We start from the raw sequence: 24,424 nt of genomic DNA on the forward strand, positions 1-24,424 counted from the left end.
CCCCCCCCCCCCCCCCCCCCCCCCCCCCCCCCCCCCTCTAAAACACCCCCCCCCCCCCCCCCCCCCCCCCCCCCCCCCCCCCCCCCCCCCGCCCCCCCCCCCCCCCCCCCGCGCCCCCCCCCCGCCGGTCCCCCCCCCCCGGGTGGGGGGGCCGCGCCCCCCCCCCCCCCGGGCGTGGTTATGGGGTTGTCACCGCGAGAGTGTGGCGCGCAGGTCGGTGAGGGTGGCGCGGCGCTGGTAGGCGATCCAGGCGAAGAGCGCGGCGAGTGCCAGCGGGAAGATTCCCATCGCGGGCTTGTCGGCGATGAAGGCCTGGGTGGCGGCGGCGAGCACGGTGAGCACCGACAGGCCCGCGGCGGCCAGGGCGCTGAGCCGGGGCACCATCAGCCCGATTCCGCCGGCGACCTCCACGACACCGATGAAGATCAGCAGCCCGAGCGGGATGGTCAGGTTCTCGGGGGCGTTGTCGGTCAGGGCGGTCGGCATGACGAGTTTCGGTCCGCCCGAGGCGATCACGAAGAACAGGCCGAGCACGATCTGCAGGGTCCACAGGACACGGTTGCCGATCTTGCCGGGGCGGACGGTGGCGGGGGAAACGGTGGCGGTGGTCATGTCTGGTCCTTCTCATCGGTCGCGCCGGGTTGGTAGCGCGTTCACCCCATAGGACGGGGCGTCACCGCGAGAGTCATCGCTACCCACCGAAATTCTTCGGAACCGCCAGGCGGTCGAGGAGATGATCGACGAGCGCGAGCGCCGATTGCGCGGTGCCGTACCCCTGGAGCATGCCCTGGGCGAGTCCGCCGACTGCCATGGCGACGAGTTCGGCATCCAGTTCGGCATCGCCGGATGCGGCCGCGGGCCGCGCGCGCCGGAGCTGGTCGGCGACGAGGGTGATCAAAGCCCGTGGCGCGGCGAAGGTGTCCTCGGCCGCGATGCCCCGGCCGGTCACGTTCGCCCAGCCGAAGGCGCCGAGCACGATGGCCTCCTCCCGCCGTTCCTGGTCCAGCGGCAGCAATTCGGTCAGCACCGCGCGGACCGCCTCGCGGGGCGTGACGTCCGCGCCGAGGTCGGCCCAACGCCGGGCGAACCGCGCGCCGGCCGCTTCCATGACCGAGCGGTGGGTGGCCAGCAGAAATTCTCGCTTCGTGCCGAAGTAGTACTGGACCAGCCGCACCGAGATCCCGGCCGCCGCGGCGACGGTCTGAAAGGTGACGGCCTCCAGTCCGCCATCGACGATGACGCGCCGCGCCGCGTCGGTGATCTGGCGTCGCCGCTGCTCGTGATCGGCCAATCGTGGCACGGGATTCGTCGCCTTTCTGCCGTCGATGCTGGAGGGATACGACCATACCGCAGCCATGATACGGTCATATCAGCTTATGTGATACATTCATACCAATATGCGGCGAAAGGTTCCGTCATGCCGAAGATCGGTCGATTCACCAGCGCGGAAGCGGAGGCGGCATTCCGGCACGCCTACGACGTCGTGGCCGCGAAATGGCCGGTGCCGTCCACGAGTGCCGATGTCGAAACCTCTTTCGGCACAACGCGAGTGCGCAGTTCGGGCAGCGGACCGGGCGCGCCGATCGTGCTGCTGCCCGGCATCGGTGGCAATGGCCAGGTGTGGTTCCGGTTCATCGAGGAACTGGCGCGCGATCGCGTGGTGTACACGCCGGATGTCATCGGGTGGGCGGGGCGGTGCGTGCAGACCGCGCCGCTGCGTACGGCCGAGGATGTCGCGACGTGGATGGGCGAGGTGCTCGACGGGCTCGGCGCGGACCGCGTGCATCTTGCCGGGAACTCCCTGGGGGCCTGGCTGGCGGGCGCGGTCGCGGTGTATCGCTCCGACCGCCTGGCCAGCCTGACCATGCTCGAGCCGAGCGCTTCGACGTTCGCCAAGCCGCGCGCGCGTCTGCTACTCAAATTCATCGCCGCGGGGATACGGCCCAACGCCGAGCGGATGCGGAAGTTCAACAAGTGGCTGATGCCCGGATTCGACATGACCGAGGACGAATACGCGCTGGCCGGCGCGGCGCTGAAGTTCCGGCCGGCGATGCCGTGGGACCGCCCGTTCACCGACGAACAGCTCGCCGCGATCACCGTGCCGACACTGGTGCTCTTCGGTGCCGACACGGTCGTCAGCGATCCGGACCGCGGCGCCGCCCGCGTCCGCCGACACATCACTCGCTCGGATGTCGAAATCTATCCCGGCATCGGACACGACCTGCTGTGGGCGAATCCGGAGCAGGTACTCCCCCGCCTGCTCGACTTCGCCGGCAACCACGATCCGCTCCGGGCGTAACCGGCAGGACTACAGGCGCAGCGCGGTGCGGGTACGTCCCCAGAGTGTTCGGCCGCGGTCGCGCTCGCGCTCGGCGAAGAGGAAGGCGAATTCCTTCTCCAATGCCTCGCGGACGACCGACTGGAGTTCGGGGGCGCGATCGTCCGGGCCGCGCCACTGTGCGGCGTCGATCGGGGCGCCGAGGGAGAAGTAGAACCGTTGCGGCTTGGGCAGCAGTGTCGGGCCGAGGCCATGGAACAGCGGCGGCGCCGGGTTCTGCCGCGGACCGGCCGCACCGAGCCGCCGCAACGGCCACATCAGGGCGTGGTGGCCGTCGATCACGATGTCGAACGCGTCGTTGGAGCCGATCATCGCGATCGGGATGATCGGGACGCCCGCCTCGATGGCCATACGCGCGAATCCCGTGCGGCCCTCCCATTTCAGCACGTACTTCTCGTGCTTGCGCCGGAACGCCTCCCGGGTGCCGCCCGGCAGCACCATGACGATCTCGCCGTGTTCCAGCAGGGCCCGGCAGATCTCGCGGGTGCCGCGCACGCCGCCGGTGCGCTGCACCAGTTTTCCCATCACCGGCTTGTCCATGAGCCCGTGATCGGTGATGCCGCGCACCAGGCGCCCGTGCCGGCGCAGCACCTCGTGGATCAGCAACGGACCGTCCAGCGCGACCAGCGAATGGTTCGCGACCAGCAGTGCCGGGCCGTCCGCGGGGATGTTCTCCAACCCGTGGAACCGCGGACTGACCCAGACCCGCAGCGGTGCGGTGATCACATCGATCAACCGCATGTCGTTGCGGCCGACCTCGATCGACAGCGGCGTGCCGTCCTCGAGTGCCGTCCGCCGCGGTACGGCGGCTGTGGCCGGAGGCCGCGCGGGCTCGATGCTTGCCTGCGCGGTGCCGGTGGTCTTTTCGGAACCGAATGTGTCGGTGGTGCAAGTCATTACGTCCCCAATCCGTAGCGTTGCCAAACCGGATATCCTGAAAGATATTGCAGCGCAGCGAATTTGGATATGTAACAGCAATCACCGGAGTAGGGGCTTGATGCCTTCGCTCAGTAGGCCGCCTCGTGTTCCGGCTGCACCTCGACGTCCGGAGCAGCCGGGTCCAGGACGAAGTCGCGCCGGCGGATCAACAGCAGCGCCGCCACACCCCCTATCAGGCATGCCACGCTACCGATGGTCACGACACTGTGGAAGCCGGTCAGGAACGCGTCGACCGCCGCCTCGCGCACCGCGGCGGCCTGACCGGCCGGTACGCCCTCCACCACGGAACGGACGGCGCCCGCCGCCACCGCGTCCGAGGCGGCCTCGGCTTGCTCGGCGGGCAGACCGAGCGTGTCGGACAGGTCCGATTTGATCGATGCGTGCGCGACCGCACCGAGCGCCGCGATCCCCAATGCCGCCCCCACCTGCTGGAACGTCTCGTTGGCGCCGGAACCCATCCCCGAATCCTCGGCCGAGACCAATGCCACCGCCGCGTTCGCGCGCGGCGGATTGAACAGGCCCATGCCGAGACCGGTGATCATGAAGGGCACGAGCGCACCGGTCCAGCTGTCGTTCGCGTCGATTCCGAGCAACAGCAGGAACCCGACCCCGGACAGAATCAGCGCCGTGCCGATCAACACGTTCATCGGCAGCCGGGCGCTGAGCACACCGCCCGCCACGGCCGCGACGAACAGCATGGCCGTCAGCGGAAGGAATCGAACACCCGTCTCGATGGCCGAATGACCGAGCACCCCCTGCATCCACAGCACGCCGAACAGGATCGCCGGCAGCACAGCGAAGTTGATCGCGAACGTCGCGATGGACAGCACGTCGAAGGTGCGGTTGCGCAGCAGTCCGAGATCCAGCATCGGATAGCCGGTCCGCAGTTCCACGATCACGAAGGCGGCCAGCATCACCACGGAGAGCGCCAGCGAGACCAGCGTTGTCGCCGACGTCCAGCCGACGATCGGCGCGCGAATGATTCCGAAGACCAAGGCCACCAGCGCCACCGAGAACGAGACCACCCCGGCGTAGTCGATCGGATGCTCGCGCCGGCCCGCGCTCTCGGCCACCCGCGTCCAGACCACGATCAATGCGAGCACACCCAGCGGCACGTTGATGAAGAACACCCAGCGCCAGTCCAGCTCGGTCAGCGCACCGCCGATGAGCGGCCCGGCGGCCACCGCGACACCCGTGACGGCGCCGAAGATTCCGAACGCCGCGCCGCGTTCCTTGCCGTGGAACTCGGCGGCGATGAGTGCCGGGCCGATCGCGTAGAGCACCGCTCCGCCGATCCCCTGTACGGCCCGAGAAATATTGAGCACCAAGGGCTCTCCCGCGAACCCGCAGGCCGCGGACGCCAGCGTGAACAACACCAGTCCGGCGGCGAACAACCGCCGCCGCCCGATCCGGTCACCGAGCGACCCGGCCGTCAGCAGGAACGCGGCCAGCCCGAGCGCGTACGCGTCGATCACCCACTGCATATCCCCGAACGTGGCCGTCATGTCCACCTGAATGGCGGGCAACGCGACGTTCACCACCGTGATGTCGAGCAACAACATGAACGTCGCGACCGACACCGTCGCGAGGGTCCACCAACGATGGACGCTCACGGCGGGAGCGTCCGGTTTCAGGGCTGCCATATCGACCTCCATCGACATCGGTGTGGTTGCGGGCTTGCGGAATCAGTTCGTCGAGTACTTGTCGAGCCAGTCGGACAGCGGGTCGAAAATCCGTGCCGGAGACTCGGATTGGCCGAGCAGATGGCCCGCTCCCGGGATGATCAGGGCCTTGGTTTCCGGTGCGGAGCCGAACCCGGCCAGCGCCTGGTCACCGCCCGTGGACCAGCGATCCCGCCCACCGTGGAGAGCGAGGACCGGCACCGAGATCTCGCCCGCCCTGGCGAGATTCAGCATGGCCCCCGGCGTCTGGCTCAGCAGGTCGCCGCACGGCAGCTGATTCTGTAGCGGCAGGGCGGCCGCGACGACGGCCGGATCGGCGTCGGCGAAGTTGTCCGACTCGAACGCGGCACGTCCCGGATCGAAGTACACGTATCCCGTTGCGCCGGAGCCGGATTCATGTGCCCCACCGCCACTCGCGCACTCCCCGGCCGCCGCCGCGACACGCGGCAGCACGTCGGCGGTGACCCCTCCATCCGACCACGCCATCAGGATGAGCGAGTCGACATCCCGGAACGTGTAGGCCTCGGTTTCGGCGAGCTGCGCGCCGTTGGAATGGCCGGCGAGGAACACCCGCTCGAAGTGCGGAGCGGGGCCACCGCCTCCCCACGCGTAGTCGCCGCCGCGCAGCGCCCGCACGATCTGATGCGCCATCGTCGCCTGGGCGCCGATGCAGGTGGCCGCGCCGGGAGGCACGTCACTGCTGTCGTAGCCGAGACGGTCGATGGTCAGCGAGGCATGCCCGCGCGCCGCCATCTCATAGGCGTGGTGGTAACCCGGAACCGGTAGGCGCCAATACCATTCGCCGGAGGCGGAGCTGTGCTCGTACAAGGTGATCGCGCCCGCACCGCCGAGCCGGTCCGCGGGCGCGGTGAGATGGCCGCGGATCGTATACGTCTTGCCGTCCGCGCTGCACGGAACCGCCGTATCGTTGGCGTTCACCACCCGGAACTCGACCGCGGTATCGACGACCCCCGCGGGCGGCGCGGGCGACGCCGCGGCGACCGGCGTCAGAACGGCGGCGGTCGTGGTGAGAATCGCCAGCCACAAGACGATTCTCGCGGCCGTGCTCCCGGCAGAGCGCATACTCGGCATCCCTCGGCTCGAAAAGTACTGTGCGGTAGTCCGTTCGGCGCTCATCGTCCCGGCACCGGCTGCCGCTCGGGGCCCTCCGCGGGTACCACTACCTGCTCGCTCAGCTGCGGCAGCCGCGCGTGCAGCCGCCGCAGGAACGCCGGAGCCCACCAGTTCCACGGCCCGGCCAGCCGCATGAAGGCGGGAACGAGCACGCCACGCACGACCGTCGCGTCCACCAGCACCGTCAGCGCCATGCCGACGCCGAGCTGCTGGAGGAAGGTCACCCCGCTGGTCGCGTACACGGCGAACGAGACCGCGAGAATCACCGCGGCCGTCGTCACCAGCGGGGAGGAACGCGCAATACCCTGCACCACAGACAGTTTCGCGTCACCGGTGCGGTCGAATTCCTCCTTGATGCGCGAGAGCAGGAACACCTCGTAGTCCATGGACAGGCCGTAGGCGATGCAGAACATCACGATCGGGATACTCGGCTCGATCAACCCGGTCGGCGTGAAGTCGAGAATGCCTGTCAGATGGCCGTTCTGGAAGCCCCAGACGAGCACTCCGAACATCACCGACAGGGACAGCAGGTTCAGTATCGTCGCCTTCAGCGGAGCTATGACCGACCCGGTCATCACGAACAGGATGACGAAGGTCACCACCGCGATGAGCGCCGCGACCAGGGGCAGCCGATCGACCACACCGTCGATGTAGTCGGCCGTGCGGCCCGGGGCGCCGCCCACCCGCACCTCGAACGGCGCTGGGACGGAACGGACCTCATCGGCGAAATGGTTCAGCCCGCGGGCCAGCTGGCCACTGTTCGTGGGCAGGACGGCCAGCCAGGTGCCGGCGCCACCGTCGTCGGCGACGAACCGCTCACGCGCGACGGAGGGTGTCCCGGCGGGCGGCGCACCGTGCACGAACGTGCCGAGCGCCGAGTCGACGCGCAGGACCCCGGGCAGTTCGGACAGCCGGGCGGCGTACGGACCGACCGAATCCGGGTCCGCGTGCGGCGCGACCACGTACACGGCGTCGGCGTCCTCGGTCTGAAAGTCGGTACGGAATGTGTCGTAGACCGCGCGGGTCGGATCCGAGGACGGCAGCACACGAGCGTCGGGTGTGCCGAACTGCGCGCCCAGCGCGGGAGCACCGAGCACGAGGAGCACGGCAACGCCGATCGCGCCCCCGAGGACAGGGCGACGCATGACGGCGCTGGTGAACCGTGCCCAGAGATTCACCGCGCCGGACCCGCTCGCGGGCGGCCGGCGCGGCAGCACCCGTCGGCCGAGCAAGGTCAGCGCGGCGGGCAGGATTACTCCCGCGCCGATCAAAGCCGTTGCCACAACGGCGATTCCGGCATAGGCGAACGACGACAGAAACGGGAACGGGAAGACGAACAGCGCGGCGAGAGCGGCCGCTACCGTGGCGCCGCTGAAGACGATCGTGTGACCGGCCGCCCGCAGGGCGCGGCGTGCGGCGTCGGGAACCTCTCGCCCTGCGAGCAACTCCTCCCGGTAGCGGAAGATCAGGAACAGTCCGTAATCGACACCGAGGGCGATGCCCATACACAGCGCGATATTCGCGGCGAACGGCGACACCTCGGCGAACGCCCCGATGATCCGCAGGATGGCCAGCGTGCCCACCACCGAGAAGATCCCGATTCCCAGGACGATCAGGGCCGGGGCGACGCGGCGCAGGACCAGCCACAGCAGCGCGAATACCAGGGGCAGGATCAACATTTCGGCACGCAGGAAGTCCTTGCGCGATTGTGCGGCAATCGCCCGGAACGCCTGATCGCTGCCCGCCAGGCCGATTGATACCTCGCCGGCCGCCTCGTCCGCTTCGACGAGACGGTGCTCGAGTTCGGGGAGCAGTTCGTCGCGGACGTGGTCGGCGTTGCCCGGCGCCCAGGCCAGGATCGACGCCTTGTCCTTGGCCGTACTCGCCAGTGTCGGTGACGCTCCCGCATCCCAGAACGACCACGCGTCGGCGATGCCGGGCTGGGTGCGCACCAGGTCGGTGAGCTGCTGTCCGATGCGCACGATCGCGGGATCGTCGACCGAACGCCCGGATTCCGGCGTGATCATGACCGCGACGTTGGGCGTGTTGGTACCGAAACGGTCCGCCACGACGTGGTCTGCCTGGAAGGAATCGCCGGTCACCGACGCGAATCGACTCTGCGTCAACGCGTTCAGTGCTCCGGCGGCAACGACGCCGAGCGCGACGAACACGACAATCGCGCTCGCCACGACCCGACGCGGAAACCGAGTGACCAGATTGCCGATCATGGAGTCGTCCCCTTGGAGTGCAGCAGTTTATGAGCAATCACTCGTATTCAAAGAATATGAGAGATTGCTCGTGTTGTCTACTTGGCGGGTTACGCCTGGTCGTGGGAGGCCGCCACGGTCCCGGGCAGCGCCGGGCAGCGTGACAGCAAGGCCGTCGCGTCCAGGTCCGGCGTCGCGTCGGCAAGGTATCCATCGGGCCTGATCAGCATCAGGCGGCACCCCTCCAGCTCCAGCTTCGGCGCGTAACCTGCTGGAGCGGTGAATGTTTCGAGTGTGTCGAGCCGTCCCTCGGACCAGGTGCCCGAGACGACGATCCGCGTCGACAACCCGGCGCCCGAGACCTGCTCGGACATCGCGCGCACCCGGTCCAGCTCGCCGTCGGCACAGGGACGGTCGAGCACCACCAGCAGCACATGGCCCGGCCCGTCCAGCAGTTCGCGCAGCCCGACCACCTGTCCGTCCGGCCCGATCAGGTCCACTTCCGGCAGGGCACGCCCGAGCGCGCGCCGCCCGCCCTTCCCGGTCACGGCGGGGCTGTCGCGGTAGTCCAGATCGTGCTGTGCCAGCGAGGGTACGAGCCGCCGTGCGAGCAGGCCGCTGCGGCTCAGGGCCGACAGGGCGAGGTCGCGGACGGCACGGCCCGGCGCGGAGGGCACCGTCCACAGTTTCGTCTGCAGGTCGGCGGCCCGCACCACCTGCCCGGCGATGGGTGCGCGTTCGGCCTCGTAGCTGTCGAGCAGGGTCTCGGCGCCGCCGCCGATCACGGCGGCCAGCTTCCAGCCGAGGTTCGCCGCGTCCTGGATCCCGGTGTTGAGGCCCTGTCCCCCGGCCGGACTGTGCAGATGCGCGGCATCCCCGGCCAGGACGCAGCGACCACGGCGATACCGCGCGGCTTGGCCCATGTGCACGGGAAACTTGGTGCTCCAGCCCAATTCGTGAATTCTGATCGGGTACGGCGCGCGTTCGTCGGCGATCCGCTGCAACTCCGCGATCGAGAGAGCCTCCTCGGAGGCGTCGGCAGTACGGCTGACGTCGGCAAAGACCCGAACCTGTCCATCCGGCAGCGGAACCACCACCAGAACCCCGTTCGGGTGCAGGTGATAGTGCGCCTCACCGGGCGGGACGGCGGCGGTGATATGACCGTCGCCGAGTGCGAATCGCTGTCGATAGGTGCTGCCCTCGAACGGGATTCCCATGCGTTCGCGCACCACGCTGTGCGCACCGTCGCAACCGACCACCCACGACACCGATACCTGTTCGGCGCTTCCGTCCCGCTCGAGGGTGACCTCGACCGAGTCACCGCGGTCGACCAGATCGACGAGCGCGGTGCGCCACTCGACCTCCGCGCCGAGGTCGCCCAGCCGCTCGATCATCACCGACTCCACGGCGGGCTGGGTGACGATCACCGGGGCGGCGGGATTGCCGCTGTCCGGCCCGAATTCGATGGCGGCGACGGATCGGCCGCGCGAGAAGTACCGGGCGGCCGTCATCGCGATGCCGCGTGAGCGAATGCGGTCGGCCGTGCCTTGCCGCCGCAGCACGTCGAACGCGCCGTCCCACATGGTCAGCGCGCGAGCCTGATGGGCGGGTCTGCTCTCGGCCCGATCGATGATGCGGCACGAGATCCCGTGGCGACGGAGCTCGGTCGCGAGGGCCAGACCGGTCGGCCCGGCGCCGACGACGAGCACGGTATCGGTCATGATGTCATCTCCGTACGGTCGGGAAAGGAACTCCGGAAGGCGTCCATCGGCGCCAGTTCGAGCACGCCGGAGGCGAGCGAACGATCGAACTGGCGCAGGTCGACGTCGACCCGAACGTGGCCCGGGGTCTCGGATTCCGCTTGGACGGCAACGCATTCCAGCGGTGCGCCGAATTCGGCGAAGTTGGCGAATCGGGAGGAGCAGTGCACGACGGTGGCGACCGGGGACCGGAGCCGGCCCGCACGCACCGCGGAGTCGATGCTCGCCTGGCGGAACGCCTCGATGAGGAACGGGCCCGGAACGTGGTCGTAGTCGTGATCGAACAGCGCCGGGTGACGCCGGTCGGGCACCAGCGGATACCGCACGTCGCCGCCGACGGGTCGCGGCTCGCCGATCACGACATTGCGAGAATCCATGCGGCCCACGGCGTTCGGCGGCAACGGTGGCACCACCGGCGTGGTGCGCGACTTCGGCAGCCGGGACAGTTGGTAGCTGCGCAGCGCCTCGTAGTCCAGCCGCGACAGGAAGACGGCGTCGGCGCTGAGGGCCATCGCCGGCACGTCACCGATGAGAAGTTCGCCCGCGAGGGTGAGGTCGGAGAAGTCGGTTCCGCGATCTACCCGGGAGACGATGTGATACCGGATGATGCCCTCGAGCGGAGACTTCTCGTCGTCGCGGAAGGCGTCCAGCGCGCCGACGGAGAATTCGTAGCGCTGCATGCTGAACGGGAGTTCGAGGGGGACGCCGAGGTGGCGGTGCAGCACCACGAACGATCCCTGCCGCGCCGCCTCGGCCATCGCGAACGGGTCGTGATGGGTGGTCCTGCGGTCGTACCAGAGGCTGTGCGCACGCGGTATCTGGACCGCGACGTGAAACGTCGATTCGTCCTCGGCGGCCGAATCGGCGACGAACACCTCACCGAGCGCACGGCGGTGGGCGAGGGCGCGCGGCACGGTCCGGTCGAAACTGAGTGTCAGCGGCGTCCGCGACACTCGATTGGTCAGTTCGGTCATCGAATTCTCCCTGTCGGTCGGCGGGCGAGACCGCGCCGGATCGCGCGCAGCACAGCGGCTTCGGATTGCCGTGGATAGAAGTGGTTCCCCGGGAACTGCCGCCACGTGAATGTGTCGCTGGTGTACGCGCGCCAGGCCGCGAGGTCGTCGGTGCCGACCGTGGCGTCGTCGAGCCCGCCGAGGGCGGTGATCGGTATCGGTAGCGTGCGGCCCGGCCGGTGCGGGTAACGCGCACCCAGTTCGAGGTCCGCGCGCAGCGCCGGAGCGAAATGCCGCGCGAGTTCCGGGCTGTCCCTGACCTGCCCGGGCACTCCCGCGTAGAGGTGATCGACGAGCGCGAGCAGTTCGCCGTCGTCCTCGGGTATCGGTATCCGGCGCGTGCGCTCCGGGCTGGCTCGGGCCGACACGAACAGGTGTTCCGGTGGTTCGTGTGCCGCCAGCCGGTGGGCGGTCTCGTAGGCGAGCAGGGCGCCGAGACTGTGCCCGAACAGCGCGAGAGGGCGTGGGACCTGCTGCGATATCGAGTCGGACAGCGCGGTGACGAGCGGTACCCACTCCCGCGCGAACGGCTCCCGCCACCGCCGTCCCCGGCCGGGCAAGGTGACCGTCCACACCTCGATATCGGGCGCCAGCCCGTCCGCCCACGCACTGAAGAGTTCCGGTCCCGCCCCGGAATGCGGGAAGCACACCAGGCGCATGCGCGCATCGCGTTGTGCCCGTGGGCGATTCAGCGCCGCCGACGCGATGCCCGGGTCCGTGAACGTCGTCGTCACGACCGCCCGCTCCCCACCTCGTCGCCGACCGCCACGGGGGTCGCCTCGGCGCCCGCGACGACGCGGGCCAGATCCCGCACGGTGCCGTGGTCCATCAGATCCAGCAGCTCCTGCAGCCGGACGGTCGTGCCGGTCATCGCCTCGACCTCGTTCTTCACCTCGACGATGACCAGCGAGTCCAGGCCGAAGTCGCGAATCACCGTCGCCTCGTCGACCTCGTCGACCGGCACCTGCAAGGCCTGCGCGAATCGTTCCCGGATGAACGTGGTGAGCAGGTCGACGCGGCCGGAAGGATCGCTGCGCGGGCTCCGGTCCGGCTCCACCGGCCGAGCCGGCGCGCTCACGCCGTCCCGCTCGGGCAGCCAGTGCCTGCTCCGGTTCCACTGGTACAGGGGCAGATCGACACGGCCCGCCGGCTCGCCGACCACGGCGTCCCAGGCGATCGCGTGGCCCGACCGATACAGGTCCGCCAGGCCGCGCAGCAGCGTGCCGGACACGGGTTGTTCGCGGCGCATACTCGCCGCCTGGGCGGCATCGCCGCCACGGTCCTCGACCGTCGCCGCGATGTCCCGTCCGAGCACCGGGTGCGGGCCGACCTCGAGGAATGTCGTGATACCGGCCGCGGACGCTGCCGCGACGGCCGACGCGAACAGCACCGGATCGGTCAGGTTTCGCGCCCAGTGGTCCGCGGTGAGTTCGTGAGCGCCGGTGCGGCGACCGGTGACGGTGGAGTACAGCGGCACCGCCGCGGCGGCGGGCTCGACCGCGGCGGTCTGCCGGGTGAGTTCGCCCGCGAAGGGCCGCAGCATCGCGCTGTGGAAGGCGTATTCCACCGGCAGCCGCTTGACGACCCAGCCGCGGTCGGCGGCGGCATCGGCCAGGGCGGCGATTCCCGGCGCGGCGCCGGACACCACCGTGGACCGCGGGCCGTTGATCGCGGCGATCGTGACGTCCGCGCGGTCGTCGAGTATCCGGCCGACCTCGGCCGCGGGCGCCGCGATGCTGAGCATGGCCCCGCCCCGCGCGCCTTGCTCGGTGAGCGCGGCCCGGCGTACCAGGATCTCGAAGGCTTGTTCGCGGGTGAGCATGCCGCCGACGGCCGCGGCGACGATCTCGCCCATGCTGTGCCCGATAACCGCCGACGGCACGATCCCCCAGGATCGCCAGACCGCCGCGAGTGCGAACTCCACTGCGGCGATGCAGATTTGGGCGATATCGGTGCGGTCGAGCCGACTCTCCGGGGCCGGCGCGCAGAGTTCGTCGCGCAGCGACCAGCCGGCCAGTTCCCGGACTATCTGTTCACTGACGGACAGGTCCTCGCGCGCGGCGGGCTCGGCGTACAGGTCCGCGCCCATGCCGTGCCATTGCGATCCCTGCCCGCTGAAGACGAAGGCCGGACCGAGCGGCGGGTTGTGCCGCTGCCGCGGCGGGACGACCACCGAATTCGCCTGTGCGATCAGCTCATCGACGGTCGAGGCGGTGAGACAGATCCGGACCAGGTGGTGGGCGCGCCGCGTCGCCGCGGCCGCGCAGATCTCGGCCGCCGTCGGCGCGTCCGTCCCGGCCAGCAACTTCGTGTACTCGCGAAGCGCCGATTCGGCGGACTCGGCACTGCGCGCCGAGATCGGCAGGATCAGCCGCCCCGCCGCACCGGCCGGCGCGGTGTCGAGCGGCGGCGGCGCCTGGAGCAGGACATGGACATTCGCGCCGCCGAACCCGAACGAACTCACCGCGGCCACCGGCCGTTCCGTCTCGGGCAGGGGCCGGACGGCTTGCGGCAGTTCGAGTCTCGTGCCCGTGAGGGATATCTCCGGATTCACCTGTCGCAGATGCAGATTCGGCGGCACCTCACCGTGCTCGAGCACCAGCATCGCCTTGATCAGGCCCGCGATACCCGCCGCCGCCTCCTGGTGGCCGAAGTTGGTCTTGACCGCGCCGACCGCGCAGGCCCGCGTCCCGGCCCCGTAGACGTCACGAATCGCGTCGAACTCGATGGGATCGCCCAGCGGCGTCCCCGTGCCGTGCGCCTCGATGTAGACGACCTCGGCGGGATCGACCCGGGCATCGCGCACGGCCCGGCGCAACAGGTCGGCTTGCGCACGCGGATTCGGTGCGGTCAGCCCGTTGGTGCGGCCGTCGTGGTTGGTGGCGGTCCCCCGGATCACCGCCCGCGGCACGCGGCGTTCGGCCCGTGCGAGCGACTCGCGGGTCAGCAGGACCATTCCGCAGCCTTCGGCGCGGACGATGCCGTCGGCGGCGGCGTCGAACGTGCGGCACCGCCCGCCGGGGGCGAGCGGCAGCACCTTGCCCGTGACATCGGTGGATGTCGCGGACACGATGACGTTGACGCCACCGACCAGCGCGGCGTCGCAGTCACCGGCCCGCAGCGCCCGCACCGCCAGATGCACCGCCGTCAGCGAGGACGAGCAGGCGGTATCCACCGCCACGCTCGGACCGTCGAGATCGAGCAGATACGACAGCCGGTTGGCGACGATGCTGTGCGCGCCGCCGGGCGCGGTGTAGGTGTCGATATCCGCCGGATCGCCGAGTTGCATCATCAGGTAGTCGCTGCCGTACACACCGACGAACACCCCGGTCGTCGTGTTCCGCAGCCACTCGAGCGTGACGCCCGCGTCTTCGATTGCCTCCCAGGCGACTTCGAGCACCAGCCGTTGCTGTGGATCCATCCGGGCGGCCTCCGCCGGCGCGATGCCGAAGAAGTCGGCGTCGAAGCCGTCGACCTCGCTGAGCAGGCCGCCCCACCGGGTGACGGGACCGGCGCGCTGGCCGGTGGGGCGCCGCCCGTCCCGCGCCTCGGACATCGGCGTGACGGCATCGACGCCGTTGCGCAGCGCGGTCCAGTAGTCCCGCAGGTCGGCTATGTCGGCGGGCATGCGCACCCCCGCGCCGAGGAGGGCGATCGGCTCGTGCCGGGCAGCGGATTCCGCCCGCAGACTGCGGATCTGGCGGAGCGCCTGCTCGAGCAGTTGGCGTTGGTCTGTCGACTCGCGCGTGGTCATCCGGGTCATCCCTTTCGGTGATCAGGTGTCGAGTTCGGCCGACAGCAGTGCTGTGAGTTCGTCCTCGGAGAGTTGGGCCAGCTCATCGGTTTCGGTCTCGGGCGCGTCGCCCGTGTCGAGCGCCTCGCCGAGCAGCCCGTCGGCCAGCCGCGCCGCCGTCGGATGGGCGTAGATCAGGCCCGCGGACATCCGTTGCCCGAGCGCGGTTTCGAGCCTGTTCCGCAGCTCGACGGCCATCAGCGAATCGAAGCCGAGTTCCTGGAACGGGACCTCCGGGTCGACGGGCTGGGACGTGCCCAGGATCGTGGCGACCTGGTCGATGATGAAGGCGCGCAGGGCATTCGAACGGGCCGCCGGATCATCGGTCCGGGAGAGGGCTTCGAGGATCGAGGGATCGGTTGTCGCCACCCGGGTGCCGGGCAGCAACTCGGTCACCAGCTCCAGGCCTGCGGGCGGTGTCACGGTGTCGGCGAACCGCGTCGGATCGAAGGCCGCCACGGCGAGCAGCGGTTCGGGGTCCGACAGCGCGGCTTCCAGCAGGTCCATCGCGACATCGGGAGCCAGTGGAGGTACGCCCGCCGCCGCGAGGCGCGCCGCGCTGCCCGCGGCGGAGGCCAGGCCGATATCCGCCCACGGCCCCCACGCGATGCTCTTGGCCGGGAGTCCGCGCGCGGCGCGGGCCGCCGCCAGTGCGTCGAGATAGGTGTTCGCCGCGGCGTAGGCTCCCTGCCCCGGCGAGCCGAACAACCCGGCCAGCGAGGAGAACAGCACGAAGTGCTCGATCGGCTGGTCGAGGGTGGCCCGGCGCAGATTCCATGCCCCACAGGCCTTTCCGGCGAGGGCCCGGTCGATCCGGTCGGCATCCAGCTCTGTCGCCACACCGTCTTCCAGCACGCCGGCGAGGTGGAAGACGCTCCCGATCGGCCCGGATCGGGCCAACACCGTGGCCAATGCGGCGTCGTCGGCGACATCCGCGGCGGCGACGGTCACCCGGGTCCCGTGTTCCCTGAGGTCGTCGATGACCTCGAGGGCGTCCGGGCCGGGCACGCCGCGTCCGAGCAACAGGAGGTCCCGCGCGCCCCGGGCGCTCACCCAGTCCGCCACCCGCAGGCCGAGCGCGCCGAGTCCGCCGGTGATCACACAGGTACGACCGGCGGTGAACACGCACCGTGCCCGCATGCGGGGCGCGGGTCGCAGCCGGGGCGTCCGCGGCACCCCGCGAATCACCAGCTGTCGCGGGGCATCCGCGTCACGCAGTACCGTGACCAGTTGAGCGAGTTCGGAATCGCTCGGCTCGGTAGCGAGATCGACTGTCGTACATGCGGTTTCGCGGTGTTCACCGGCGATCACGCGGGCGAGGCCGTGCAACGTGGCGGCGGCCGAGCCTCGCTCGTCCACCTCGTACTGCGTGTTCGACGTCAGCACCCACAGCCGAGGCGCCCCGCGCCGCCAGGTGTGGCCGGCGACGAACCGGAGCAACTCGACCAGCTCGAGCGCGGGCGCGGTGCCCGCGCTCGGATCCGGGCCGATGCCGTCGAACGTGCGGGCGTCCACGATGCCCGTGATGTCCGAGTCACCCGCCTCGAGTGCGGCGACGAGCGACGCGTACTCGTCCGGTCCGGACGGCCGGGCGACCGTGCACCGAGCGCCCGCGGCGGCGAGCCGGTCGGCCAGCGCGCGGGGCACCGCCGAGTCCGCACCGAGGATGAGCCAGGCGCCACCGTGCGCGTCGGACGGAACCGGCCGGTGCGGTTGCCAGCCGATCCGATACACGCGTCCGGAATCGACTGTGCGAGCACCGGTCTTGGCGACACCGAACTCCTGCGCGGACCACACCACCGTGCCGTCCTCGGCCATGATCACCAGATCCGCGGTCAGGCGACGATCGTCGTCCTCGATCAGCCGGGCATGGCACCACACGGCGCGCATCGGGCCGGGCAGCCGCGACGCGTGCACCCGGGCGGCGCCGTCCGGCAGCGGGAGGACCCCGGGCGGCAGCGCGGCGTCCGCGGCCGCGGCGACGGTGTGCAGGCAGGCGTCGAGCAGCGCGGGATGCAGTGCGGCGCACCGCTGTCGCAGTCCGTCGGGGAGAACGAATCTGCCGATCGCCTCGCCGGGACGTCGCGCCAGCCGGGTGAGGGCCCGAAACCGCGGACCGTACTGCAGGCCCATGGTCGAGAACCGGTCGTAGAACTGGTCGATCGACACCTCGGTGTCGCACCGCAGCAGGACGTCATCGATACTCGGAACATCGTGCGCTCGTAGCGAATCCGTCGACCCGCCCAACTCGCCCCGAGCGTGGACGACCGCCGTCGCACCGGCCTGCGAGGCGATCGTGAACTCCGTTCCCGCGGCGGTCGGCTCGACCGACAGCTGCGGGGACGTCCCGTCCGCCGAGTCGGGAACGTACGGCGACTCGAACCGGACGTTGCGCACGACGGTTGTCCGATACTCCTCCGACAGTTCGGTGGCCGCCTGCATGACAGCGCTGAGCCAGTAGGCGCCCGGGACGACCGGCACGCCGTCGACCACGTGATCGGCGATCTCGGGTGTCCGGACCGGATCGAGCGGCAACGACCACAGCAGGTGGCCCGGCCGCGAGACGATCGGGACGCGCGCCCCGAGCAGGAGGCCACCGACGTCCTCGGCGACGGCATTCGCCCCGACAGCGGCCGGGCGCACCAGCGGGAACCGTTCGTGATTCCAGCCTTGCGAGGGAATCGGCACACAGGGCGAATCGGAGTAGAGCGCCGCCCAATTCACCGCGACGCCATGCACGTACAGCTGTCCGAGCGCCGAGAGCAGAGCGAACAGCTCGTCCTCGTCGCGCCGCGTGGACGACGCGACCACGGCGTCCTCGCCGGCCAGTTCGGCCACCGATCGCGCCAGCACCGGGTGCGGCGCGACCTCGACGTACACGTCGTGGCCGGCGTCGGCGAGCCGGGTCATGGCGTCCGCGAACCGCACCGGTTCCCGGACATTGCGCAGCCAGTACGCCACGTCGGTACCGGCGCCGGCGATCGGTTCGCCGGTGACCGTCGAATACATCGGCACGTCCGGAACGCGCGGTGCCAGTCCTTCGAGAGCGTCGCGCAGCCGCGGCCGGATCGGGTCGACCGCCGGGCTGTGCGCCGCGAACTCGACCGAAATGCGGCGCGCGAATCCGCCGCCGGCCTCGACCCGCTCGATGATCGCGTCCAGTGCGGCCGGTACCCCTGAGATGACGGTCGCGCGCGGACCGTTCACCGCCGCCACCGAGACCTCGCCGCGGTAGCCGTCGAGGACGGATTCCACGTCGCGCTCGTCCATTTCGAGCAGGGCGAGACCGCCGGCCCCGGAGATCTCGGTCAGCAGGCGGCTGCGCGCGCACGCGAGGCGGGCCGCGTCCGCGAGTGAGAGTGCCCCGCTGACCTGTGCGGCCGCGATCTCTCCCATGCTGTGCCCGCAGACGGCGGTCGGCTCGACGCCGAAGCTGCGCCAGGTCTGCGCGAGGGCGACCTGCATGGCGAACAGCGCGGGCTGGATCTGCGCGGTGCCGCGAGCGACCAGGCCCCGGTCGTCGGACCACAGGGACTCGCCCAGCCACCGCGACAACTCGGCGTCGCAGCGCCGGATCGCCTCGCGAAACACCGGCAGCGCCACCGCCAATCGCTGTCCCATCCCGTCCCACTGCGAGCCCTGACCGGGAAAGACGAGCCCGATCCGGCGGTCGCGGCGGCCGACGGTCGCGGGTCCGCAGACGCCCGGAGTGCGTTCGCCGTCCGCGACGGCGGTCAGGCCGTCGATGAGTTCGTCGATATCGCGCGCGACCACACACGCCCGGTGCTGCTCGTGGTCGGCGCGCAGTGCGGCGGCCGCGGCGGCACGGGCGGCCCAACCGGTGTCGTCGGCGTTGTCCGCCGCGGCCCGCGCCCAGGCACGGGCACGCCGCCGCAGGCCCTGGGCGGATCGGGCGGATATCGGGAACAGCACCACATCCGTCGGCGCGGCCGTCGCCGGTTCCTCGGGCACGACCGGTGCCGTCGAGAGCACGACGTGCGCGTTCGTCCCACCGAATCCGAACGAGCTGACCCCGGCGAACGCCACGCCGTCGTCCTCGCTCGGCAAGGGTTCCGAATCCGCCTGCACCACAACCGGAATCCGGTCGAGTTCCAGCCGCGGATTCGGCTTCTCGAAATGCAATGTGCGGGGAAGGTGCCGATTGTGCAGGGCCAGTGCGGTTTTGATCAGTCCCGCGATTCCGGCCGCGGCCTCCAGATGGCCGATGTTGGACTTCGCCGAGCCGATGCGCAGCGGCCGTTCCTCCGGGCGATCGGCCGCGAGAACCGCGGCCAGCGCGCCTACCTCGATCGGATCCCCCACCGCCGTGCCGGTGCCGTGCGCCTCCACATAGGCGACCCGGGCCGGGTCGACCCCGGCGGCGCGGTAGGCCGAGCGCAGGACACGCTCCTGCGCCGGACGGCTCGGCGCGATCAGCCCGTTGGTTCGCCCGTCCTGGTTCACCGCGCTTCCCCGGATCACGGCGTACACGCGATCCCCGTCGCGTCGGGCGCGAGCCAGGGTCTTCAGCACGACGACGCCCACCCCCTCACTGCGGACGTAGCCGTCGGCCCGTTCGTCGAAGGTTTTGCAGCGGCCGTCCGGGGCCATCAGCTTGCCTTTGCTGAAGCTCAACGCGATACGCGGACTCGCCACCACATTGACGCCCCCGGCCAGCGCCAGCTCGGATTCGCCGGAACGCAGCGACTGGCAGGCCAGGTGCACCGCCACGAGCGACGAGGAGCAGGCCGTGTCCACGGTCAGGCTCGGCCCGCCCAGATTCAGGCAGTACGACAGCCGATTCGCGATCACGCTCAGGGCCGCGCCGGTGCCGTCGGAGGAACCGACCTCGACGCCGGGTGTGAGCACCGCGGCACCGTGATCGTAGGTGGAGGCGCCGAGGAAGACACCGGTCGGCGACCCGTTCAGCCGGCGTGGTCCGATCCCCGCGTCCTCCAAGGCATTCCAGGCGGTCTCGAGCACGATCCGCTGCTGCGGGTCCATTCGCGCCGCCTCTCGCGCCGCGATCCCGAAGAACTCGGCGTCGAAACCCTCGACGTCGGTGAGGAATCCGCCCCATCGCGTATTCATCCGGCCCGGCGTCTCGGGATCGGCGTCGTACAGCGCCGCCGCGTCCCAGCGATCCACGGGTACCTCGGTGATCGCATCGATACCGTCGCGGAACAATCGCCACGTGTCCTCCGCGCCGTCCGCGCCGCCGGGCAGGCGGCAGCCGATACCGACGATCGCTATCGCGCCGTCGCCGTCCTCGGCCCGCTCGGTCGCGCCCGTCTCGGATACCGATCCCGCACCGCCCGCGGCGATCGCGGCGGCGGCCTCCGCGATGCTCGGATAGTCGTAGGCGAACGTCGGGGACAGCGTCAGTCCGGTCCACCGCTGCAGATCGTCCGACAGCTCCACCGCCTGCAGCGAGGACAATCCCAGCGAGACGAACGACGCGTCCGCCGTCACCGTCGCCGGATCGACCCGGGCCAGCTCGGCGACCCGCACGATGATCCACTCGGTCACCCGATCGGCCGCCGGCGTCATCGCGCACCCTCGCCCAGCAGCTGCGTGCCGAGAGTGTCCAACGTCCCGGCCTCGTACTCCGCTCGGCACGCGTGCCGCTGCAACTTCCCGCTCGACGTCTTGGGCAGTGTCCCGGGCGCTACCAGCACGATCTCGCGCGGCGTGATCGAGAATTCGGCCGCGACGGCGGACCGCACCGCGGCCGTCAACTCCGCGAGATCCCCTCCGCCCGCGCCGAGCTTCACCTCCGCCACCACGACGAGTTCTTCGCTCCCGCCGTGTTCAGCGGCGAACGCCGCGGTGCAGCCCCGCCGGACGGCCGGACCGATGTTCTCGACGACGTCCTCGATGTCCTGCGGGTAGTAGTTGCGGCCGCCGATGATGATCAGGTCCTTGCGTCTGCCCACGACATAGAGTTCGCCGTCGTGCAGCACGCCGAGGTCGCCGCTGCGCAGATACCGGCCGGCGTCGGGGCCGGTGGTCCGCGCATGGAAGGTCTCCGCTGTGGCCGCCGGGTTCTTCCAGTACCCCGCGGCCACATCGGGACCACCGATCCAGATCTCACCGACCGCCCCGTCGGGCAGCGGGACGCGGGTGTCCGGGTCGACGATCGCGAGAGAGCGATGCAGTTCGGTCCGTCCCGAGCTGACCAAGACCTGCCCGCGCCCGGGGGTGAAGTGCCCCTGCCGCAATTGCTCACGATCGACCTCCACGGCGACCGCGCCTTGTTTCCGGACCGCTCCGGTCGTGAACAGCGTCGATTCCGCCAGCCCGTAGCACGGGTAGAAGCTGCGAGCGTCGAAACCGTGCGGGCCGAACACCTCGGCGAAGCGCTCGAGGGTGGTGGCGCGGATCGGCTCGGCGCCGTTGAACGCGACCTCGAGCGAGCCGAGATCGAGTCCCTCCCGGTCGGATTCGCCGATGCGGCGGCAGCACAGTTCGTAGGCGAAATTCGGGCCGCCGGTGATCGTGGCCGAGTACTCGGTCACCGCCCGCAACCACCGCACCGGACGCTGAATGAACTGCAGCGGCGGCATCAACACCGTGCTGCAACCCGCGTAGACGGCCGGGACGACGGTGCCCATCAGGCCCATGTCGTGGAACAGGGGCAGCCACCCCACCACCCGCGAGTGGACGTCGTAACCCATTGTCCGGCAGATGAGTTCCTGGTTGTGCATCAGCGCCTCATGGGTGACCACGACCCCCTTCGGCGTCGACGTCGACCCGGAGGTGTACTGCAGAAACGAGGTGTCGGCGCCGCTCACCGGCACCGGCTCGAACCCGGTGTCGGTTCCGGCGTCGATCCCGATCCAGGTCAGCGCCGACAATTCCGGGGCGACCGAGCCGAGCACGCCGCGTGCGTCCTCCGGTACCCCGCTGACGACGACCTGGGCACCGCTGTCCCGGGTGATCGCGCGCAGCGTAGCGACGCGCCGGTCCGACGACAGCGGGAACGGCGGATACACCGGGACCGCAACGACTCCCGCGTACTGGCAGGCGAGAAACGCCAAAACGAAATCGGATGCGTCCGGCGCCAATATCAGGGCTCGTTCGCCCGGCGCGGCCGCCTCCGACAACCGCGCCGCCAGCGCGCGGGTCCGGCGTTCCAATTCGGCAAAGGTCCACGAATGCGATTCGTGCTCACCGTCCGGCAGGAATGTGAAGGCGATTCTGTCTCCGCTGTCTGCGGCGCGCAGTGCGATCGCCTCCCCCAACGTACGCGCACGCGGCATCACCAACATGGAAACTCCTCGTCCTAGATCTCACGAATCGACCTGCCCGTATTCATCGAGCAGAAAAATCGAGAATTCGTCCGACACGACGCAGCTTCGCGTCCATCCCCCGATGGCCACCACAGTAACCAGCGCCCGCCGCCGGTACAAGATCAATTAACGGTCTCGAAAGTAACACTGCGAATTCGGTAGGAGTATCACCAAAGATTCGGCACACCGATCGCGGGTTGTACCACTATCGGACCAGGTCGTACGGAGGATGTATCTCCTTTGCGATCTGGCGCCACCCGTTTTCCGGTCGATAATCTGACGCCTGGTGTGTAAGTCAGCCAGCCGAATGGGGTGCCCCTTGGAATTCAAGAGTGTAATAGATCACGTTGCGATCTGGACCGATTTCGGCGGAGTATTGACGCCGCCCGTGGAACACACCTTCGCCGCATTCTGCCGAAAGACGAACATTCCCCCGGAGCCGTTGCGGGAAGCCCTCGCCGAGGTGACCCGAACTTTCGGAACCGACGATATGATGTTGCCGCTGGACACCCCCTTGATTTCCGAGGACGACTGGCTGGCATTGGTGACCGCCGCGTTGGCCCGCCGGGGAATCCATACACGGATCCCGAGCCTGGCCGACACCTGGTTCGACGGCAGGGCGGCCAATAGCGAATGGATCGACGCCCTGGTCTCCTACCGCGAGGCCGGACACTTCGTCGGCATGCTGTCCAATATGCCGCCGGCGTGGGAACCGTACTGGCAGCGCATGGTCGACGCGGAGACGCTGTTCGCGGCGGTGGTGAACTCGGCCCGGGTCGGCTGCCGCAAACCGGACCGCGAGATATTCGACCTCGCCGCGACGCGCGCCGGCATCGATCCGGCCCGCTGCGTCCTCGTCGACGACCTGCCGAAGAACTGCGACGGCGCGCGCGAAGCAGGCTGGCGCGCAGTGCTTTTCACCGATGCGCACACCGCGGCCGCCGAACTCGACAACCAGCTGGCCGAGCTGTCTTCGATCCAGACATAGGAGTACACACGGATGGGCCACTACCAGAGCAATATTCGCGATCTGGAGTTCAACCTCTTCGAGGTCCTCGGGCTCGACACGATCCTCGACTCCGGCGCCTTCGGCGACCTCGATACCGCGACCCTGCGGGACATGCTCGGCGAGGTTCGCCGGCTCGCCGAAGGCCCACTGGGCGCGTCCTTCGCCGACGCCGACCGCAACCCGCCGGTCTTCGATCCGCAGACGCACAGCGTCACGCTGCCGGAATCGTTCAAGAGCAGCTACCGGGCCCTGCAGGACGGCGGCTGGGACAAGCTGGGGATCGCTCCCGGACTCGGTGGCACACCGATCCCGCGCACGGCGTACTGGGCACTCGCCGAGCTGATCCTCGGCGCGCAACCCGCCGCGTTCATGTACGGAATGGCCGGCGCGCACTTCGCCGAGGTGTTCTTCCGCAACGCCACCGGCGAGCAGAAGAAGTGGGCGCAGATCGCGGTGGAGCAGGGCTGGGGCGCCACCATGGTGCTGACCGAGCCCGACGCCGGTTCGGATGTGGGCGCGGGCCGGACCAAGGCCGTGCAGCAGGAGGACGGCTCCTGGCACATCGAGGGCGTGAAGCGGTTCATCACCTCCGCCGATTCCGACGATCTGTTCCCGAACATCATGCACCTGGTGCTGGCCCGTCCCGAGGGCGCCGGCCCGGGCACCAAGGGCCTGTCGCTGTTCTTCGTACCGAAGTTCCACTTCGACCACGAGACCGGCGAATTGGGCGAGCGCAACGGCGTGTTCGTCACCGGCGTCGAGCACAAGATGGGCCTGAAGGTCTCGGCCACCTGTGAGGTCACCTTCGGCGGCCACGGCGTCCCGGCCAAGGGCTGGCTCGTCGGCGAGGTCCACAACGGTATCGCGCAGATGTTCGAGGTCATCGAAAAAGCGCGAATGATGGTGGGCACCAAAGCGATTGCCACGCTGTCGACAGCGTATCGCACCGCCCTCGCGTATTCACGATCGCGGATACAGGGCGCCGACCTCACCGAGGCGACCGACCCGAGGGCCGCGAAGGTCGCCATCATCAGGCACCCCGACGTGCGCCGATCGTTGATGACGCAGAAGGCGTACGCGGAGGGCCTGCGCGCGGTGTACCTCTACACCGCCGCTCACCAGGACGCCGTGGTGGCCGAGCAGGTCTCCGGCGCGGACGCCGATCTCGCCGCCCGCGTCAACGACCTGCTGCTGCCGATCGTCAAGGGCGTCGGCTCCGAACGCGCCTACCAGTACCTCACCGAATCGCTACAGACC

At 69.8% G+C, this 24,424-nt stretch carries 15 protein-coding genes; 3 read left to right on the forward strand and 12 right to left on the reverse strand.

Annotated elements, in window-relative coordinates:
- Positions 1-189: 189 nt before the first annotated feature.
- Entirely contained in the window at positions 190-612 is a 423-nt protein-coding gene (locus QH470_RS13060) for a DoxX family protein (RefSeq protein WP_280272598.1), read from the reverse strand.
- Between the two features lie 79 nt (positions 613-691).
- Positions 692-1,357, reverse strand: coding sequence for a TetR/AcrR family transcriptional regulator (locus tag QH470_RS13065; RefSeq protein WP_280272599.1), 666 nt, complete (start codon positions 1,355-1,357; stop codon positions 692-694).
- 60 nt (positions 1,358-1,417) lie between these two features.
- Here QH470_RS13065 and QH470_RS13070 point away from each other — a divergent pair, with 60 nt between their 5' ends.
- Positions 1,418-2,299, forward strand: coding sequence for an alpha/beta fold hydrolase (locus tag QH470_RS13070; RefSeq protein ID WP_280272600.1), 882 nt, complete (start codon positions 1,418-1,420; stop codon positions 2,297-2,299).
- Positions 2,300-2,308: 9 nt separating this feature from the next.
- On the opposite strand, the gene QH470_RS13075 is transcribed toward QH470_RS13070, so the two are convergent.
- From QH470_RS13075 to QH470_RS13120, 10 genes are all read right to left on the reverse strand, one after another.
- A complete protein-coding gene (locus QH470_RS13075) occupies positions 2,309-3,235 on the reverse strand; it encodes a lysophospholipid acyltransferase family protein (RefSeq protein WP_280272601.1) in 927 nt (308 codons plus the stop codon).
- A 110-nt stretch (positions 3,236-3,345) separates the two neighbouring features.
- Positions 3,346-4,920, reverse strand: coding sequence for an MFS transporter (locus QH470_RS13080; protein WP_280272602.1), 1,575 nt, complete (start codon positions 4,918-4,920; stop codon positions 3,346-3,348).
- A gap of 42 nt (positions 4,921-4,962) precedes the next feature.
- Entirely contained in the window at positions 4,963-6,042 is a 1,080-nt protein-coding gene (locus tag QH470_RS13085; protein WP_280272603.1) for an alpha/beta hydrolase, read from the reverse strand.
- A 50-nt stretch (positions 6,043-6,092) separates the two neighbouring features.
- A complete protein-coding gene (locus tag QH470_RS13090; protein WP_280272604.1) occupies positions 6,093-8,321 on the reverse strand; it encodes an MMPL family transporter in 2,229 nt (742 codons plus the stop codon).
- Positions 8,322-8,410: 89 nt separating this feature from the next.
- The gene (locus tag QH470_RS13095; protein WP_280272605.1) at positions 8,411-10,021 is read right to left on the reverse strand and encodes an FAD-dependent monooxygenase; all 1,611 of its coding nucleotides are present in this window, start codon (positions 10,019-10,021) and stop codon (positions 8,411-8,413) included.
- Complete coding sequence (locus tag QH470_RS13100) at positions 10,018-11,034, reverse strand: AfsA-related hotdog domain-containing protein (RefSeq protein WP_280272606.1); 1,017 nt, start codon at positions 11,032-11,034, stop codon at positions 10,018-10,020. Before QH470_RS13100 ends, QH470_RS13095 begins: the two co-directional genes overlap by 4 nt.
- Positions 11,031-11,807: a thioesterase II family protein gene (locus tag QH470_RS13105; RefSeq protein WP_280272607.1), complete on the reverse strand. Its 777-nt coding sequence runs from the start codon at positions 11,805-11,807 to the stop codon at positions 11,031-11,033. Before QH470_RS13105 ends, QH470_RS13100 begins: the two co-directional genes overlap by 4 nt.
- A complete protein-coding gene (locus QH470_RS13110; RefSeq protein ID WP_280272608.1) occupies positions 11,804-14,827 on the reverse strand; it encodes a type I polyketide synthase in 3,024 nt (1,007 codons plus the stop codon). Before QH470_RS13110 ends, QH470_RS13105 begins: the two co-directional genes overlap by 4 nt.
- 21 nt (positions 14,828-14,848) lie before the next feature.
- Complete coding sequence (locus QH470_RS13115) at positions 14,849-20,416, reverse strand: type I polyketide synthase (protein ID WP_280272609.1); 5,568 nt, start codon at positions 20,414-20,416, stop codon at positions 14,849-14,851.
- On the reverse strand, positions 20,413-22,137 hold the full coding sequence (locus tag QH470_RS13120) for a fatty acyl-AMP ligase (protein WP_280272610.1): 1,725 nt from the start codon (positions 22,135-22,137) through the stop codon (positions 20,413-20,415). Before QH470_RS13120 ends, QH470_RS13115 begins: the two co-directional genes overlap by 4 nt.
- A 340-nt stretch (positions 22,138-22,477) precedes the next feature.
- Between QH470_RS13120 and QH470_RS13125 the strand changes: the two genes are divergently transcribed.
- Together QH470_RS13125 and QH470_RS13130 are read left to right on the forward strand one after the other, a co-directional pair.
- Positions 22,478-23,146, forward strand: a complete 669-nt coding sequence (locus QH470_RS13125; protein ID WP_280272611.1) for an HAD family hydrolase — start codon at positions 22,478-22,480, stop codon at positions 23,144-23,146.
- 12 nt (positions 23,147-23,158) lie between these two features.
- Positions 23,159-24,424, forward strand: a 1,266-nt coding sequence (locus QH470_RS13130; protein WP_280272612.1) for an acyl-CoA dehydrogenase family protein, incomplete at its 3' end; no start/stop codon positions are given.

The organism is Nocardia wallacei (assembly GCF_029868745.1).
In the GTDB taxonomy this organism is placed as follows: Bacteria; Actinomycetota; Actinomycetes; order Mycobacteriales; family Mycobacteriaceae; genus Nocardia; species Nocardia wallacei_B.

What these genes read in the sequence shown, in the direction of transcription:
- QH470_RS13120 (WP_280272610.1), bottom strand. Translation starts at nt 22,137, where the DNA reads ATGTTGGTGATGCCGCGTGCGCGTACGTTGGGGGAGGCGATCGCACTG.
- QH470_RS13100 (WP_280272606.1), bottom strand. Translation starts at nt 11,034, where the DNA reads ATGACCGAACTGACCAATCGAGTGTCGCGGACGCCGCTGACACTCAGT.
- QH470_RS13085 (WP_280272603.1), bottom strand. Translation starts at nt 6,042, where the DNA reads ATGCGCTCTGCCGGGAGCACGGCCGCGAGAATCGTCTTGTGGCTGGCG.
- QH470_RS13065 (WP_280272599.1), bottom strand. Translation starts at nt 1,357, where the DNA reads ATGGCTGCGGTATGGTCGTATCCCTCCAGCATCGACGGCAGAAAGGCG.
- QH470_RS13095 (WP_280272605.1), bottom strand. Translation starts at nt 10,021, where the DNA reads ATGACCGATACCGTGCTCGTCGTCGGCGCCGGGCCGACCGGTCTGGCC.
- QH470_RS13110 (WP_280272608.1), bottom strand. Translation starts at nt 14,827, where the DNA reads ATGACCACGCGCGAGTCGACAGACCAACGCCAACTGCTCGAGCAGGCG.
- QH470_RS13070 (WP_280272600.1), top strand. Translation starts at nt 1,418, where the DNA reads ATGCCGAAGATCGGTCGATTCACCAGCGCGGAAGCGGAGGCGGCATTC.
- QH470_RS13115 (WP_280272609.1), bottom strand. Translation starts at nt 20,416, where the DNA reads ATGACGCCGGCGGCCGATCGGGTGACCGAGTGGATCATCGTGCGGGTC.
- QH470_RS13090 (WP_280272604.1), bottom strand. Translation starts at nt 8,321, where the DNA reads ATGATCGGCAATCTGGTCACTCGGTTTCCGCGTCGGGTCGTGGCGAGC.
- QH470_RS13060 (WP_280272598.1), bottom strand. Translation starts at nt 612, where the DNA reads ATGACCACCGCCACCGTTTCCCCCGCCACCGTCCGCCCCGGCAAGATC.
- QH470_RS13080 (WP_280272602.1), bottom strand. Translation starts at nt 4,920, where the DNA reads ATGGCAGCCCTGAAACCGGACGCTCCCGCCGTGAGCGTCCATCGTTGG.
- QH470_RS13075 (WP_280272601.1), bottom strand. Translation starts at nt 3,235, where the DNA reads ATGACTTGCACCACCGACACATTCGGTTCCGAAAAGACCACCGGCACC.